Below are 15,494 nucleotides of genomic sequence, written 5' to 3' on the forward strand. Positions count from 1 at the left end.
GTCTCATGGAAATCCGCAAGGCGCATTTTCCCGGACGTGCACCCGTCGACTCCTATGGAGGCGGCGGGTTCCGCTTTGCGGGCATGTCTCATCACGGCTCGATCCTGTGCCTGCCGAGCGGGATCCACGGCTGGGATGTGACGGGCATTGGAGATCTCTCGCCAGACGTGTTTTCCAGGGTGCTGGAGCAGGCAGAGGACATCGAAGTGCTGCTGATTGGCACCGGCGCGGAGCTCAAGCCTCTCGGCAGTGAGTTGCGCGCCCTGTTCCGCGAGGCCGGGATCAAGGCCGAGCCCATGTCCACCGGCGCCGCCGTCCGGACGCTCAACGTTCTCCTCTCCGAAGACCGTGCCGCCGCGGCAGCGCTGATTGCGGTGGACTGACCTGAAGGCCAGACCAGTTCCCTGACACTGTGCCCTTGAGGCATCCGCAGTTCACCGCTCTGGTCCACGCTGGAAAGAGGCCTATTTAGGCAAGAATGCAGACGAATTTTAGCCACGCACAGGCACTGGTGCGCCAGCACGATCCGGACCGTTATCTGACGGCATTGCTCGCTCCGGAAGAGCACCGTGGCGGGTTGATGGCCCTTTATGCCTTCAACATGGAAGTGGCGCGGGTGCGTGAACTGGTGCGCGATCCTCTGCCCGGCGAGGTCCGCCTGCAGTGGTGGCGGGATTTTCTGTCCGGCAGTGCGCATGGTGATGCCAATGCCAATCCGGTGGCCGCTGCCCTTGCCAGCACCATCGAGCGCTACCGGCTGCCTGTCGAGGCCTTGCAGGGGCTGATCGATGCGCGGGTCTTTGATCTTTACGACGATCCCATGCCAACCCTGCATGATCTGGAGGGCTATACCGGAGAGACGTCCTCGGCGCTGATGCAGCTGGCCTCGATCATTCTGGCGGGCGGGGATGAGGCCGGCACCTGTGACCTTGCGGGACACGCCGGTGTTGCCTACGGCCTTACGGGGCTGCTGCGGGCTCTGCCCTGGCATGCCTCCCGCCGGCAGCTTTATCTGCCCGCCGATGTGCTGGACCGGCATGGGGTAGACCGGGAAACCCTGTTCCGGGGCGAGGCGACGCCGGAACTGGGAGCAGCTCTGGCCGAAATGCGCGAGCATATCCGCCATCATCTCGGCCGCGTGAAGAGCCTGAAAACGGTCTGCACGGCTGGTATCGTGCCCGCCTTCCTGCCGGTTGTGCTCGTCGAGGCGTTTCTGGGGAAGATGGAGCAGAAGGGGTATGATCCGCTGCGCTCCGAGGTCTCCCTGTCCCAGCTGCGGCGCCAGTGGCTGATCTGGCGCGGTGCCCGGCGCCTGCTCGGCTGACCGCTCAGCTTTTGATCAGGCGTCTCGCTCAGGCCTCGGCAAAGCGCCGGGCCAGAGCCACGAAACCAGCGATATCAATTTCTTCCGCCCGTGCCGTCGGTGCAAGGCCGCAATCATTGATGCGCGTTTCCGCATCCGCCTTCAGCCCCTTCAACGAGGCACGCAGCATCTTGCGGCGCTGACCGAAGGCCGCTGCCGTCACCCGCTCCAGATCCTTCAGATCACAGGGCAGGGGCTCGGGATTGGGCGTGAGATGCACCACCGACGAGGTGACTTTCGGCGGCGGTGTGAAGGCTTGCGGATTGAGGTCAAACAGGATCTTCGCCCGCGTCCGCCAGCCCGCCAGCACGCCCAGCCGGCCATAGGCATCATCCTCAACCGTCGCCACGATGCGCTCGGCCACTTCCTTCTGGAACATCAGCGTCAGCGATTCCCAGAATGGCGGCCAGGTGGGGGAGGTGATCCAGTTGAGCAGGAGCTGTGTGCCGACATTATAGGGCAGGTTGGCGACGATCTTGACCGGATAGCCTTCACTCAATGCGGCCGGATCAATCGTCAGCGCATCGGCTTCGAGCACTTCGAGGCGGCCCGGATAATGCGCCGAGATTTCGGCAAGGGCCGGAAGGCAGCGGCTGTCCTTCTCGATGGCCACCACCTTGCGTGCGCCATTGGCGAGCAGCGCCCGGGTCAGGCCACCGGGGCCGGGGCCGACCTCGACCACGGTGCAGGCCGAAAGATCTCCGGCGGAGCGGGCAATGCGTGAGGTCAGGTTGAGGTCGAGCAGGAAATTCTGGCCGAGCGACTTCTTCGCGTCGAGGCCGTGCGTACGGATCACCTCGCGCAAGGGCGGCAGGCCGTCGATCTGGCTCATTCAAGATTCTCCGGCTCAGCCAGGACGGCGGCCATGCGCAACGCGGCCGCAAGGCTCTGCGGCCTTGCCTTGCCTGTGCCTGCGATATCGAAAGCTGTGCCATGGTCGGGCGAGGTGCGCACGAAGGGCAGGCCGAGGGTCACGTTCACCGTGTCGTCAAAGGCGATGGTCTTGACCGGGATCAGAACCTGGTCGTGATACATGCCGAGCACGCAGTCATAGGTCTTGCGGGCCTCCGGATGGAAGAGCGTATCGGCCGGCCAGGGACCGCTGACATCCCTGCCCTCATGCCGCAGCTGCTCAAGGGCAGGGGCAATGATATCGATATCTTCCCGTCCCATGCTGCCGCCTTCGCCAGCATGCGGGTTAAGCCCGGCAACGGCGATGCGTGGCCTTGCAAGGCCAAAGCGCTTGCGGAAGTCCCTGTCCACAATGCGTGCGGTCTCGAGGATGAGGTCAGCCGTCAGCGTGGCGGGAACGGCACTGAGCGGGATATGGACGGTGACGGGCACCACCATCAGTTCAGGCCCCGCCAGCAGCATCACGGGCGTATGGGGACCGGCCCCAAACTGTCCGGCCAGCTCTCCCAGATATTCGGTATGGCCGGGATGGCGGAAGCCGGCGTCATAGAGCGTCTTCTTGGCGATGGGGTTGGTGACGACGGCCGCAGCCCGGCCTTCGCGCACATCGGCAACACAGGCGTCAATCGAGGCGATGACGGCGGCGGCGGTGGCTGGATCCGGTGTTCCCGGCAGATCAGCCATGTTGTGACCGTCCGCAACCACCGGAAGCGCGCTGGAAAAGGCTTCGCAGGCACCTTCCGGGGCAACTTCGATGATGGGCACGTCAAGGCCAAGCCGCGCGGCTCTGCTGCGCAAAAGTTCGGGATCTGTCCGGACATAGAAGGGCGGCAGCCCCATAAGGCTCCGCTCTGCCCAGCATTGCAGGGTGACATCCGGTCCGATGCCTGCGGGTTCGCCGCTTGTCACGGCAAGCGGAAGACGGATGTCAGCCATCGGCGGAGCCTTGCCCGGTTTGTTACCTGTAGGAAATCACCGACTGGCGGCGCAGATCCTGGATGTAGCGCCGGGTCAGCTGCTCGCCTTCCTTCTGGCGCAGCTCGTCCTCGATCTCGGTGCGGGCCGCCACATCAGACGCCAGCTCACGCTTGCCGCAAACGGCGATCATTTCAAGCCCGCGGGGGGTGACCTGGGCCGGGGTCAGGCGGCCAACTTCCGTCTTGGCAATCACGTCCTTCATGTCACCCGGAAGCTCGGTCTCCAGACGGAAGCCAACAGTCTTGACGACGACTTCATTGAAGGCCCGTGCCTTCTCAGCAGCCTGTTCGCAGCTGGTGAAGCTCTGGCGGAACTGGTCGGCCTCTCTCTTGCGCTGCGCCTTGAAGTTGCCCGAAGCCTTTTCGGGCACGACGAAGATCACCTGCTCGAGCCTGTATTCGATGCTCTTGAGAGGCTGGTCCTTCTCGTTCCTCAGCTTCTGCAACTGAGCTGCGATATCGGATTCGCTGACCGAGACCCGGCCCTGGAAACGCTGACGAAGTATCTGTGACCAGGCGATTTCCGTGCGCAGGCGATCGCGCAGCGTCTGAGGATCAACACCGCTCTGGCGCAAGGCTGCGGACAAGTTGGCAGGGGTCAGCTTGACGCGTGACGCAATCGTTGCAAAGGCATCGTCGACCTGCTTCTTGGAAACCGAGATGCCGTAGCGCTTGGCTTCCTTGAGTTTCAGCACCTCGTCAATGAGCTCATCCTGAGCCGCTTTGGTGGCCGCAGCGCCGCTCTTGCGTTCGGTCAGGGAAATAAGGCGGGCCCGCTGCCCGATCTGGAACGAGGTGATGGCCTGATCATCCACAACCACCTTGATGGCAGACTGGGCGTACACGCCGACAGGAGTTGCCGCCACAAGGCAAAGGGCGGCGCAGGCGATCATCAGTGATTTTTTCATCTCATCCCAGCCGGCACGTGCTCCCGGCGTCTCCCTTATGACGTCGTGGACATGAATTTGACCCGTAACAAGGCTTAGTCAGTCACGGTCAATGCTTTTATCCACGCAATGCCCTGAAACAATGGCCAAATTGAGCCGTTTACGCAAGTGCTGGCCACCATTTCGTGAACGCATCAAGACGAAACATGTCACGTCACGGACAAGCTTGCAGGGCAGCAGAAACCTGCTGCCCTGAATGGCTTACAGGCCGCCGCTGCTGGAGACCTGCGTGTCACCAATCGTGCGCAGGCCGAACCGGAAGAAGAATGTCCGGTTCACCGTCTCGCCATTGTTGCGGCTGCGGTCCTGCTGATAGGAAAGCGACATGGAGAAGCCTTCATCATCATAGCCAAGGCCGCCGGAGTCCTGAACAATGTTCTCATTCTTCAGGTCATAGCGCACGCCGCCGAACAGCCGCCAGTTCTCTGCAATCCGCAGACTGCTGGAGGCCAGGATCTCTTCCCGTTTCTTGTCGATGCCAAGATTGGGCTGCTTGTCGAGGAAGGCATAGGCCAGAGTGCTGACAACCGGGCCATAGGATCCCGTTGCCTGCATCTGAAGGCGCCGCAAGGACAAATCATCGCTGTCAAAGCGTGCTTGTGATCCAAGCGTGACACCGCGCCGTGTGTCCAGAGCAAAGCCGGCCACATAATCCGACTGGCGTGTATCAAGACCGGAATCCAGCGAAGAGCCGAACAGATCTGCCTTGGCAAAGGAGTTCCGGCCCGACAGATGGAAGGACCGGCCGAACAGGGTGCTCAGATACTCGCCACTGTCCAGTTGCAGCTTGTAGCTGAAGCCAAGGTTCGCACGGGTGCCGCCTTCCGCCCGGTCATAGCCCGAGAACTTGTCATATTCGAACAGGGTCGTCGTATCGAAGACAAGGCTCTGGGCGTCTTCGTTCGGCAGCTCTCCGATTCTCTGCTCATCCGGCCGCACGATAATCTGCGCGATCGGTTCGAAGATCTGGTTGCCGCCGTTGAAGCTGGCAATGAACGGATAGCGGTACTCCATGCCGACGGCAGGCAGGACGCGGCCCACAAAGGCTTCATCCGTCAGCGGGGTCACGTTCTTGTCCTGCGAGCCGAGGAAGAACAGGTCGCCGCGTACATAGGCGAAGGGCGTGAACATCTGACCGATCGGATCGATCAGGGTCCGCCGCCATTGGGTGTTCACGCTCCAGCGCGAGAATGTGCCGTCCACACCACGGTAGCGGTTCACGCCGTTGACGGAATAGGCGTCAGTCTCAGCCCGGGTCAGGCTTGTGAAGTTGCTGTCGAAAGACAGTTCGCCGCCCGCAATCGGCTGGTCGAACACGTAATTGACATCAGCCACCGGGAAGACGAACGGCTGCTTGTCCTGCAGCTTCGACCCCACCTTCGCAAACTGACCAATCGGTGCGTTTGTCGTGGTGTTGTAATCTTCCTGCGAAATCGAGAAGGCGTAGGCATAGATGCTGGCAGCGTTCCGGTCCTTGTACCGGCTGATGGAGACCTGCGAAACGTCGCTGGTGCTGCCAAGCTCTGCGCGCGAATAGTCCGACAGGAAAGCCCGGTCGGACTTGTAGGTGAGGTTCCACCCCAGCGACCAGCTGTCAAAGAGCACATAGTTGCCCTCGGTATGCAAGGCGCCGCGCCAGCGCCGGTTGCCGCTGGATGTCGTAAAGGCCGAAGGATCCTGCTGCGAAATCAGCGCACCTGAAATAAGGTACTTGCCTCCTTCAAGCTCCTGCCGCCAGACGGTAGTTCCAAGCGCCCCCTGCTTGGTGAAGCCGGTCGCGGAGACGGTCAGATCATAATGGGGATCAAGCGCCCAGTAGTAGGGAACGGTCAGGCCGTAACCCAGGTTGGACGAAACCGAGCCCGAGGGCGTCAGAAAGCCGGACTTCCGCTTGACCGAAGGATCCGGCATCGACAGGTAGGGAACATAGGCGATCGGGGTGCCGAAGAACTCCAGCTGGGTATCCTCGAACCGGATAACCTTTTCTTCCTGATTGTGGACGATCTTCTGGGCACGCAGGCGCCACAGCGGCGGTTTTTCAGCCGGCTGGCGAGTGTAGACGGTGTAGAGCCCGTTGTTGAAGGTGGTCACGTTGCCGCCTTCACGGTTCGCGCTTTCCGCGATGAACCGTGTGCGCTGGGGCGAATCCACCTGCAATGAGCGGGCAAAACCTTCGGCGAAGTTGTCCGTCAGTTCCATTTCCTGCGTCGTGACGATGTTGCCATCCGGCTCCGCCATCTTGACGTTGCCCTTGGCAAACATACGCCCGGATCCGCGGTCGAAGATGACTTCGTCCGCTTCCAGCGTGTAGCCGTCATAGAAGATCTGCACCTTGCCGCGCGCCAGGATCTTGTCCCGGTCGTAGTCATAGGTGAGATCATCCGCTTCCAGCAGCATCTCCGCGTTGGGATTCACGTTGGCAGAGACGGACGCAGACGCGGGCGACTGCGCCAGAACCACAGGCGCGGCCCAGGGAGCGGTGATCAGTGAGCAGGCAATAACGGTACCAAGGCCGCGGATGAAAAGTCCGCGAACCGGGGCACAGGCACCCGAATTCAGGAGGCCCGGCTTGAGACGCATCTTGTTCGCCATCTAGCCGTCTTCCTGATTGAGCAGGATCGTCAAACCCATGAGAACTCCAAACACTCCCGGGGCCCAAGCAGCGATCACTGGGGGGACGATACCGGCCCCTCCGAGATCGCGTGCGAGCTCAGAGAGAACGTAAAGCACGAACCCGGCGGCGATTCCACCCAGAATCATCTTTCCGAGACCACCAAAGCGCGAAACCTTTAAAGAAACTGCTGCTGCGATGAGCACCATCGCCAATAAAAGCAGGGGACGAGCCAGAAGCGTTTGATATTGCAGCGTATACCGATAGGCCGGAAGACCGGCGCGGCTGGCCAGTTCAATGAAGCGCGGCAGGTTCCAGAATGAAATTGATTCGGGTGAGCCAATGCTCTCGCGCACTTCCGTCGGCGTCAGGAATGTGCTGACCTGATAGGTGTTGTGGCGCTGCGGATCGGCATTGGTGCGGTAGACAACCGCGTCCTTGAGCACCCAATAGCCGTCATTCAGCTCCGCTTCACGGGCTTCGATCCGCTCATCGAAGCGCCCCTGCCGGTTGAATGTGAAGACGGTGACGCCGCGCAGCGTCGTGCCCTGTGCAAGCAGCTGCTCCGCATTGAGCACTGATTCGCCGTCAAGACCATCCTGCCTCATCCACACCGCGTTGGTCGTCTGCAGCAGGAAGCTGTCCTCACCGCCGAAAAGACCCGCGGCAACCCTGTCGGACTGCTGCTGCATCCATACGGCGACCGGATTGTAGAGTACGACCGACAGGCCGCCGAGCACGAGAGCCACCAGAGCGGCCGGTGCGCCGAACTGCCAGACCGAAATGCCCGCCGCCCGGGTGACAACCAGCTCCAGGCCGCGGCTCAGGGTGACAAAGGCGGAGATGGAGCCGAACAGGACGGCAAAGGGGATGACCTGTTCCAGCAGCAGCGGCACGCGCAGAAGCGAAATGATGCTGACGCGCAGCACGGAAATATCACCCTGCTCACCGGCACGGCGCAGCAGTTCCAGCACATCGAACAGGAAAATCAGGATCGCAGCCAGCAGGAACAGTCCGAGGATGGACCGCAGGAACCGGCGGGAGAAATAAAGGGAGAGGGTCGGCCCAAGCATTCCGGTCAGGCTCCCTTCGACAGGCGGCGGCTGAGACGGTTCTGCAGGCGCTCGCTGAAGTCTGTCATGCGTTCAACCAGCTTTGCAAGCCAGCGGGGGGCCGCCCCCGTGTCGGACTGGAGAATGAACCAGGCCGGCAGCACGATGCCGAGCACCGGCACGGTATAATAGGCCGCGATGATCGCAGCCGAGCCGCTTGCAAGCGATGTCGCGCCAAAGCCTGCCGTGCGCAGCAGGATGCAGCCGCCGAGCGCTCCCAGCAGCGCAAGCCCGCGGTCCTGACGCGTGGTACGGGCCTGGCCAAGGAAGACAAAGACGATCAGGCCAAAGGCAATGGCATAAAGCGGCTGGCTGAAACGGTTGTGAAGTTCCGCCGCGATCCGCTCCGGATACCGCTGTGAAAACTCGTCAGGCGCCGGATTGCTGATGAGAGCCCATGTGGAGCGCTCGCTGGCCTTGTAGACTGGCTCAACCGCTTCCGGAACAAGGCTCGACAGGTCGAAGGCATAGGACTGGAAGCGGACGATCGAGATGTCGCCGCTCGTCTTCGGACGGCGCTGGATCGTGCCGTTCTGCATCACCAGCAGCGTCAGCCCCTGCACCTCGACAATGTGCCCGACCTCGGACTCATAGGTGAAGATCGTGGCCGGATCGCGTGTGTCATGCAGCAGCAGCCCATCCAGCGCACCATCACCGGAGCGGTTGCGGATGTGGAATGTCAGACCGTCTGCCATGGAAATGAAGCGGCCGGGCTTGACGATATTCGCCACAAGATCGACCCGCACGCGGGTGATTTCATCGCGCAGCCGTGCCAGCCCCTCCGGCGCCACGTAAAGCGACATGGCGCCCGTCAGGAGGGCGATGCCGAGCGCGAAGATGAGGACTGGCCGGAGCACCAGATAACGGGAGCCGCCGGTGGCATTGATGACGATCAGCTCGCTGTCACTCGACAGGGCGTTGAGAACGAGGATCAGGGCAATCATCAGTGCGAAAGGCGCCACGATGACGACCAGAAACGGCATCGCCAGCATCGTGATGGAGATGAACTGGACAATGGTCTGGCCCTTGGACGTGACCAGATCGAGCTGGCGCAGGGCCTGCGTCGCCCACACCACGCCGGTCATGGCCGCGAGGGTCATCGTAAAGACGAAAACAGACCGGCGGATGATGTAACGTTCGAGTGTCTTCATGCTCTCTGCCGGACTGCAACGCGGTTCAACCGCAGACCTTTTCCACCCGATCATGGCCTTTCAAAGCCGCCGGATGCCGGACTGCAGCAGACTGCCCGATTGCAGATTTATTCGGCAAAGGCTTGCTGCACAAGGCATATCAGGCCACATTGCTGGAATTTACCGCATCCTGGCCCGTCTTTTACGGGCGAGTGAACCCAAGATGGAAAAATGAACAAGCTTACGAAAATCCAATTCGGCAAGGCCTCCGCTGCGCCGGCTCCTGCCGCTGTCGTTCTGGCTGACGATTCTCTGGCCGCCGGTCCGCTGGCCGCAGGACTGCTGGATGCGCTGCCGGGCGGTCTTGCCCGCGCGGCCAGTGCCGGCGGCTTCAAGGGCAAGCGCGGCTCGAAGCTGGATCTCGTGGCGCCCGGCGGGCTTGATCTCGACCGTCTTTTCGTCTTCGGCCTCGGCAAGGCGGAAGACATGCAGGACACCGACTGGCTGAAGCTGGGCGGTTCCGTGCAGGCGGCGCTGGCCGGTGCCCGTGCTGCCGATGCCATCGTCTATCTGGAGCTGCCCGGCGGCGGCGAGGTGAGCGCCAAGGCCGCCGCCCAGTTCGCGCTTGGGGCAAAGCTGCGCTCCTACAGCTTCGATGCCTACAAGACGAAGAAGGATGAGGACGGCCAGCCGGTCGAGCTGACGCTCAACATCATCGGCCCGGAATCCAAGGCTGCCAAGAAGGCCTTTGCCGATGCGGAAGCTGTCGGTGAGGGTGTTCTGCTGGCGCGCGATCTGGTCAATGAGCCGGCCAATGTGCTCGGGCCCGTGGAGTTTGCGGACCGCGCCGCAAAGCTCGAAAAGCTTGGTGTGGAGATCGAGATCCTCACCGAAAAGGAAATGAAGAAGCTGAAGATGGCCGCGCTTCTTGGCGTGGCGCAGGGCTCCGTCCGTCCGCCGCGCCTTGTCATCATGCGCTGGAACGGCGGCAAGAAGGATGAAGCCCCGGTCGCCTTCGTCGGCAAGGGCGTCGTGTTCGACACCGGCGGCATTTCCATCAAGCCGGCGGCCGGCATGGAAGACATGAAGGGCGACATGGGCGGCGCGGCTGCCGTCACCGGCCTCATGCATGCGCTGGCGGCCCGCAAGGCCAAGGTGAATGTCATCGGCATCATCGGCCTCGTCGAAAACATGCCGGACGGCAACGCCCAGCGTCCGGGCGACATCGTGCGTGCCATGTCCGGCACCACGATCGAGATCCTCAACACCGATGCCGAAGGCCGTCTCGTGCTGGCCGATGCGCTCTGGTACACGCAGGAGCGTTTCAAGCCGAAGTTCATGATTGATCTCGCCACCCTGACCGGCGCCGTCATCATCGCCCTCGGCAACCAGAATGCAGGCCTCTTCTCCAACAACGACGAACTGGCGCAGCGCCTGTTTGCCGCTGGCGAGACGACCGGCGAAAGCGTCTGGCGCCTGCCGCTGTCCAAGGCCTATGACAAGCTGATCGACACCCCCAATGCGGACGTGAAGAACACCGGCGGGCGCACCGCTGGCTCCATCACGGCAGCACAGTTCCTGCAGCGCTTCGTCAATGATGTGCCCTGGGCGCATCTGGATGTGGCGGGAACGGCGATGGGCTCCGTCAAGGACGAGATCAGCCAGGGCTGGGCGTCCGGCTTCGGCGTGCGCCTGCTCGACCAGCTGGTGCGCGACCACTACGAAGGCTGACACAGCTCCTAGCTGTTTTGGGGCGGCGGCTTAGCTGCTGCCGCCCCGGTTCCACTTCTGCCGGGGGACGCGATGTATACGCCCGCGCATTTTGCCGAAGCCGATCCCGATGAAATCGAATGCCTGATCAGCGCATTTCCGCTGGCGGCGGTGGTGGCTGACACGCCGGGCGGACTTTGCGCCAATCATCTGCCGCTTTTGCTGTCCGGGGACAGGCTCACCGGCCATGTGGCGCTGGCCAATGCGATGCACGAAGAGGTGCCGGACGGTGCGCCGGTGCTGGCCATCTTCCGGGGCGGCGATGCCTATGTCAGCCCCAACTGGTACCCCAGCAAAGCCGAGACCCACCGGGCGGTGCCGACCTGGAACTATCAGGTGGTGCATGTCCACGGCCATATCCGCTGGCTGCGGGAGGCGGCGGCCAAGCGCCGGATCGTCAGCCTTCTGACCAGCCGCTTCGAGAAACCGCTGAACGGGGAGGGCGCCTGGAAGATGGGCGATGCCCCGGCCGACTATCTTGAGGACATGATCAGCAAGATCGTTGCGCTGGAAATCTCCATCTTGCGGATCGAGGCAAAGTCCAAGCTGAACCAGAACCATCCCGAGGCAAACCGCCAAGCCGTCGCGCAGGAACTTGCCGCACGCGGCGCTGATCACCTTGCTGCTGCAATGCGCCGGAAGAGCGGGGAGTGAGGCTCTTCAGGACCCAATCTCAATGGCGCCGCAGGTCAAAGGCGGTACGCGTTATCCACAGCATCTCAACAGAAAACCCGCCGGTTTTCCGGCGGGTTATCAAAACGCTTCTTCACAGGATGCAGCAGGTCTGCAGACCCGCGTCACGCCCGGTTCAGGGGCTCAGCAGGCCTTGTAGGTCTGGCACTGCGTGGTGTTCTCCGTCACCACAAGACCCAGTGCTGCCGTTGCTCCGGCCAGACCCATGACCATGGTGAAGAACAACGCAACGCGAACAAGCATGAAAACCCCCGGGGAAATGGCCGCAAACGGCCCTGAAACTTCTGCGCCGGTTCATTCAGAATCGACCTGAATGTTTTCCGGTTCTTTCACCATACCGGCCGCGCATTTGCGAGCGGTTAATGCTAGATGTCTGTCCGCATGTCCATTCCGGCACAGCACGTTTTGCGCTTATTGCCCGGTGATGTTGCACCTGCGCATCACCAATGGGGCGCCTGCGCGGCGGGCGGGGCAAAAAGGTCTGCAAACGTGGCGCAAGCATGGCAGGCTGGGGCGCTGCCGGGGATAACCCGCAACTTTTCACCGCGCTGCGCGGAAGGCCGCAAGCGCACCGGAAATCATGTGAGGAATCATCAGTGAGCACGGAAGTCCTGTTCTACCATCTGACCCGCCAGCCGCTGGAAGACGTGCTGCCGGGCCTGTTGATGAAATGCCTGGAGCGGGACTGGAAGGTCGTGGTGCAATGCGGCTCGGATGAGCGCTGCGCCGCACTGGATGCGCATCTGTGGAGCTTCTCCGATCACGAGTTTCTGCCGCACGGAACCATCGCCGATGGCTTCCCCGAGCATCAGCCGGTGTTCCTGACCACGGGGCCGGACAATCCCAATGGGGCTGAGGTGCGCTTTCTGGTGGACCGGGCCGCGCCGCCCCCCATCGAGGGCTATGGCCGTGTCGTCGTCATGTTCGATGGCAATGATCAGGAAGCTCTGGCCGAGGCCCGTCAGCACTGGAAGCTGTTCAAGGGGCAGGGGGCTGAGGTCACCTACTGGCAGCAGCGCGATGGCGGCGGCTGGGAGCGCAAGGCCTGAGGCTGTCTGCATTCCCGGCGCATTGTCATCTTCCTCTGCCGGAAGGTTTGCGGCTGTTTGATTGGCCGGCTCAAGAAAAACATTCGGCGTGCTTTCGTAACCTCTGCCGTCCCTTTCGTTTTGCTGCGCCACCTCTTGCAGCAGCGGCGCGCTCCGGCATGTGTTGAAAATCAGATTTGAATTTTTCTTGCGTTACAGCGCCTGTGGCTTTCTGTTTTTTACAGGACCATCCCGCGTGAGGCCTTGCAGCGGGGCTTTTCCTATTTGCCCTTTGGCACGGAAAAGACGTCTAATTCATCGCCGGGTACCGATTTTCATTGAGTGTTGCGCCCAAAGGGGGTAACAGCCCCCCAACAGGTTTTGTCCCTGTCCTCAGGACCGGATCCGCAAAGGGCACGAGATGATTTCCACCCCCTATTATCTGATCGACAAGTCGAAGCTTCTGCCGAACATGGAGAAGATCGCATGGCTGCGTGAGGCCTCCGGCGCAAAGTCGCTGCTGGCGCTCAAGTGCTTTGCGTCCTGGTCCGTGTTCGATTTCATGTCGAACTACATGGACGGCACCACCTCGTCGTCGCTTTATGAGGTGAAGCTCGGCCGGGAGAAATTCCCCGGCGAGACGCACGCCTATTCGGTGGCCTATGCGCCGGATGAGATCGACGAGGTGATTGCCTCGTCCGACAAGATCATCTTCAACACCATCGGCCAGCTGGCGCGTTTCGAGAGCCAGTCGGCGAACCATGTGCGCGGCCTGCGCGTCAATCCGGGTGTCTCCACCTCGGATTTTGATCTCGCCGACCCGGCCCGCCCGTTCTCGCGCCTTGGCGAGCATGACCCGGAGACGATCGCAAAGGCCGCGGACAAGATCACCGGCTTCATGTTCCACAACAACTGTGAGAACGCCGATTTCGACCGTTTCGACGGCATGCTTGGCCATATCGAGCAGCGCTTCGGCTTTCTCATCCGCCAGATGGAATGGATCAGCCTCGGCGGCGGCATTCATTTCACCGGCGAGGGCTATCCGCTGGAAAAGTTCGCCGAGCGGCTGAAGCGCTTTGCGGGCGAAAACGAAGTGCAGGTCTATCTGGAGCCCGGCGAGGCGGCGATCACAAAGTCCGCCACGCTGGAAGTGACAGTGCTTGACACGCTGCACAACGGCAAGAACCTTGCCATCGTCGACAGCTCCATTGAGGCGCATATGCTGGATCTGCTGATCTACCGGCAGAGCGCCAAGGTCGAGCCGAATGCGGGTGATCATGAGTGGATGGTCTGCGGCAAGTCCTGCCTTGCGGGCGACATTTTCGGCGAGTTCCGCTTTGAAAAGCCGCTGGCTGCCGGTGACCGGCTCTCCCTTCAGGATGCGGCCGGCTACACGATGGTCAAGAAGAACTGGTTCAATGGCGTGAAGATGCCGGCGATTGCGGTGAAGGAGCTGGATGGCTCCGTGCGCCTTGCCCGCGACTTCACCTATGACGATTTCACGGCGGCCCTGTCGTGATTTCAGCCTCACACTGAGGCTGTGCAACCCTTAGAGACCCAAGGAGGACTATGGGCGAAATGAAGCGCAACGTACTCATCATCGGCGCCGGTGGCGTAGCGCAGGTTGTCGCGCATAAATGTGCGCAGAACAACGACCTGCTCGGCGACATTCATATTGCTTCGCGCACCGTTGCGAAGTGTGAGCGGATTCTGGACAGCGTCCGCGAAAAAGGCAGCCTGAAGGTCGAGGGTGTTCTTCAAGCCCATGCCCTCAATGCGATGGACACTGCCGCCGTTGCGGACCTGATCCGCAAGACCGGCGTGCAGATTGTCATCAACGTCGGTTCTGCCTTCGTCAACATGACCGTGCTGGAAGCCTGCATCGAGACCGGTGCGGCCTATATGGACACGGCCATCCACGAAGACCCGAAGAAGATCTGCGAGACGCCGCCCTGGTACGGCAATTACGAGTGGCAGCGCCGCGAGCGCTGCGCTGAGAAGGGCGTCACCGCCATTCTGGGCGTCGGCTTTGATCCGGGCGTGGTCAATGCCTATGCACGCCTTGCCATCGACGAATATGTGACCGAGCCGGAGTCGATCGACATCATCGACATCAACGCCGGTTCGCATGGCCGCTGGTTCTCCACGAACTTCGACCCGGAGATCAATTTCCGCGAGTTCACCGGCACGGTCTATTCCTGGCAGCAGGGCGCCTGGCAGTCGAACAAAATGTTCGAGGTCGGCAAGGTGTGGGACATGCCGGTCGTCGGCGAACAGCAGACCTACATGACCGGTCATGACGAGGTGCATTCGCTCTCGGCCAACTATCCGCAGGCGGACGTGCGCTTCTGGATGGGCTTCTCCGATCACTATATCAACGTCTTCACCGTGCTGAAGAACCTCGGCCTCCTGTCCGAGCAGCCGGTCAAGACGGCGGAAGGCGTGGAAGTCGTGCCGCTGAAGGTGGTCAAGGCCGTGCTGCCGGACCCGTCCTCGCTCGCGCCCGACTACACCGGCAAGACCTGCATCGGCACGCTGGTGAAGGGCAAGAAGGACGGCAAGCCGGCCGAAGTGCTCGTCTTCAACGTGGCCGACCACAAGGAAGCCTACAATGAAGTCGGTTCGCAGGGCATCAGCTACACCGCCGGCGTGCCGCCGGTCGCCGCTGCCATGCTGATCGCCGATGGCACCTGGGACGTCGGCGCGATGAAGAATGTCGAGGAGCTTGACCCCAAGCCCTTCCTCGCCATCCTCAACCGCATCGGCCTGCCGACCGAAATCAAGGACGCCTCCGGCACCCGGCCCTTCACGGCCTGACCCGGACTGCACCGCAAGACCTTCTCAGGCCTCCGGGAAACCGGGGGCCTGATTTGTATTGGGGGGATATGGACTGGGTGCTCACCCCATCCTCCGTCATGCCACGGCTCGACCGTGGCATCCATGCCGTTGCC

The 15,494-nt window shown here is 61.8% G+C and carries 13 protein-coding genes; 7 read left to right on the forward strand and 6 right to left on the reverse strand.

Going from position 1 to position 15,494, the window contains the following annotated elements; translation table 11 throughout:
• The first annotated feature begins 5 nt into the window (after positions 1-5).
• Both AC0CMF_RS02670 and AC0CMF_RS02675 read left to right on the forward strand, forming a co-directional pair.
• Entirely contained in the window at positions 6-383 is a 378-nt protein-coding gene (locus tag AC0CMF_RS02670; protein WP_082206153.1) for an Mth938-like domain-containing protein, read from the forward strand.
• Between the two features lie 95 nt (positions 384-478).
• Positions 479-1,324, forward strand: coding sequence for a phytoene/squalene synthase family protein (locus tag AC0CMF_RS02675; protein ID WP_374628129.1), 846 nt, complete (start codon positions 479-481; stop codon positions 1,322-1,324).
• Positions 1,325-1,352: 28 nt separating this feature from the next.
• On the opposite strand, the gene rsmA is transcribed toward AC0CMF_RS02675, so the two are convergent.
• The 6 genes from rsmA to lptF form a co-directional block, all read right to left on the reverse strand.
• On the reverse strand, positions 1,353-2,195 hold the full coding sequence (gene rsmA, locus AC0CMF_RS02680; RefSeq protein WP_374628130.1) for a 16S rRNA (adenine(1518)-N(6)/adenine(1519)-N(6))-dimethyltransferase RsmA: 843 nt from the start codon (positions 2,193-2,195) through the stop codon (positions 1,353-1,355).
• The gene (pdxA, locus tag AC0CMF_RS02685; protein WP_374628131.1) at positions 2,192-3,211 is read right to left on the reverse strand and encodes a 4-hydroxythreonine-4-phosphate dehydrogenase PdxA; all 1,020 of its coding nucleotides are present in this window, start codon (positions 3,209-3,211) and stop codon (positions 2,192-2,194) included. The genes rsmA and pdxA overlap by 4 nt, the downstream gene beginning before the upstream one ends.
• 22 nt (positions 3,212-3,233) lie before the next feature.
• Positions 3,234-4,160, reverse strand: a complete 927-nt coding sequence (locus tag AC0CMF_RS02690; protein WP_208977436.1) for a SurA N-terminal domain-containing protein — start codon at positions 4,158-4,160, stop codon at positions 3,234-3,236.
• 240 nt (positions 4,161-4,400) lie between these two features.
• Positions 4,401-6,791, reverse strand: coding sequence for an LPS-assembly protein LptD (locus AC0CMF_RS02695; RefSeq protein ID WP_374628132.1), 2,391 nt, complete (start codon positions 6,789-6,791; stop codon positions 4,401-4,403).
• Entirely contained in the window at positions 6,792-7,883 is a 1,092-nt protein-coding gene (lptG, locus tag AC0CMF_RS02700; protein WP_050475168.1) for an LPS export ABC transporter permease LptG, read from the reverse strand.
• 5 nt (positions 7,884-7,888) lie between these two features.
• On the reverse strand, positions 7,889-9,073 hold the full coding sequence (lptF, locus tag AC0CMF_RS02705; RefSeq protein ID WP_082206152.1) for an LPS export ABC transporter permease LptF: 1,185 nt from the start codon (positions 9,071-9,073) through the stop codon (positions 7,889-7,891).
• Positions 9,074-9,283: 210 nt separating this feature from the next.
• Between lptF and AC0CMF_RS02710 the strand changes: the two genes are divergently transcribed.
• The 5 genes from AC0CMF_RS02710 to AC0CMF_RS02730 all read left to right on the forward strand — a co-directional run bounded on the left by AC0CMF_RS02710 (position 9,284) and on the right by AC0CMF_RS02730 (position 15,360).
• Positions 9,284-10,783, forward strand: a complete 1,500-nt coding sequence (locus AC0CMF_RS02710) for a leucyl aminopeptidase (RefSeq protein WP_374628134.1) — start codon at positions 9,284-9,286, stop codon at positions 10,781-10,783.
• Between the two features lie 72 nt (positions 10,784-10,855).
• Positions 10,856-11,476 carry an FMN-binding negative transcriptional regulator gene (locus tag AC0CMF_RS02715; RefSeq protein ID WP_123194355.1) on the forward strand — a complete coding sequence of 207 codons (621 nt, stop codon included), beginning with the start codon at positions 10,856-10,858 and terminating at the stop codon, positions 11,474-11,476.
• Positions 11,477-12,111: 635 nt separating this feature from the next.
• A complete protein-coding gene (locus tag AC0CMF_RS02720) occupies positions 12,112-12,564 on the forward strand; it encodes a DNA polymerase III subunit chi (protein ID WP_123194354.1) in 453 nt (150 codons plus the stop codon).
• A 400-nt stretch (positions 12,565-12,964) separates the two neighbouring features.
• On the forward strand, positions 12,965-14,062 hold the full coding sequence (locus AC0CMF_RS02725) for a carboxynorspermidine decarboxylase (protein WP_374628135.1): 1,098 nt from the start codon (positions 12,965-12,967) through the stop codon (positions 14,060-14,062).
• A gap of 59 nt (positions 14,063-14,121) precedes the next feature.
• On the forward strand, positions 14,122-15,360 hold the full coding sequence (locus AC0CMF_RS02730) for a saccharopine dehydrogenase family protein (protein ID WP_374628136.1): 1,239 nt from the start codon (positions 14,122-14,124) through the stop codon (positions 15,358-15,360).
• Positions 15,361-15,494 lie beyond the last annotated feature (134 nt).

Source organism: Pannonibacter sp. CBAS1226 (assembly GCF_055685825.1).

Coding starts and splice junctions, on each gene's coding strand:
- AC0CMF_RS02670 (WP_082206153.1), top strand. CDS start 6: ATGGAAATCCGCAAGGCGCATTTTCCCGGACGTGCACCCGTCGACTCC.
- AC0CMF_RS02675 (WP_374628129.1), top strand. CDS start 479: ATGCAGACGAATTTTAGCCACGCACAGGCACTGGTGCGCCAGCACGAT.
- rsmA (WP_374628130.1), bottom strand. CDS start 2,195: ATGAGCCAGATCGACGGCCTGCCGCCCTTGCGCGAGGTGATCCGTACG.
- pdxA (WP_374628131.1), bottom strand. CDS start 3,211: ATGGCTGACATCCGTCTTCCGCTTGCCGTGACAAGCGGCGAACCCGCA.
- AC0CMF_RS02690 (WP_208977436.1), bottom strand. CDS start 4,160: ATGAAAAAATCACTGATGATCGCCTGCGCCGCCCTTTGCCTTGTGGCG.
- AC0CMF_RS02695 (WP_374628132.1), bottom strand. CDS start 6,791: ATGGCGAACAAGATGCGTCTCAAGCCGGGCCTCCTGAATTCGGGTGCC.
- lptG (WP_050475168.1), bottom strand. CDS start 7,883: ATGCTTGGGCCGACCCTCTCCCTTTATTTCTCCCGCCGGTTCCTGCGG.
- lptF (WP_082206152.1), bottom strand. CDS start 9,073: ATGAAGACACTCGAACGTTACATCATCCGCCGGTCTGTTTTCGTCTTT.
- AC0CMF_RS02710 (WP_374628134.1), top strand. CDS start 9,284: ATGAACAAGCTTACGAAAATCCAATTCGGCAAGGCCTCCGCTGCGCCG.
- AC0CMF_RS02715 (WP_123194355.1), top strand. CDS start 10,856: ATGTATACGCCCGCGCATTTTGCCGAAGCCGATCCCGATGAAATCGAA.
- AC0CMF_RS02725 (WP_374628135.1), top strand. CDS start 12,965: ATGATTTCCACCCCCTATTATCTGATCGACAAGTCGAAGCTTCTGCCG.
- AC0CMF_RS02730 (WP_374628136.1), top strand. CDS start 14,122: ATGAAGCGCAACGTACTCATCATCGGCGCCGGTGGCGTAGCGCAGGTT.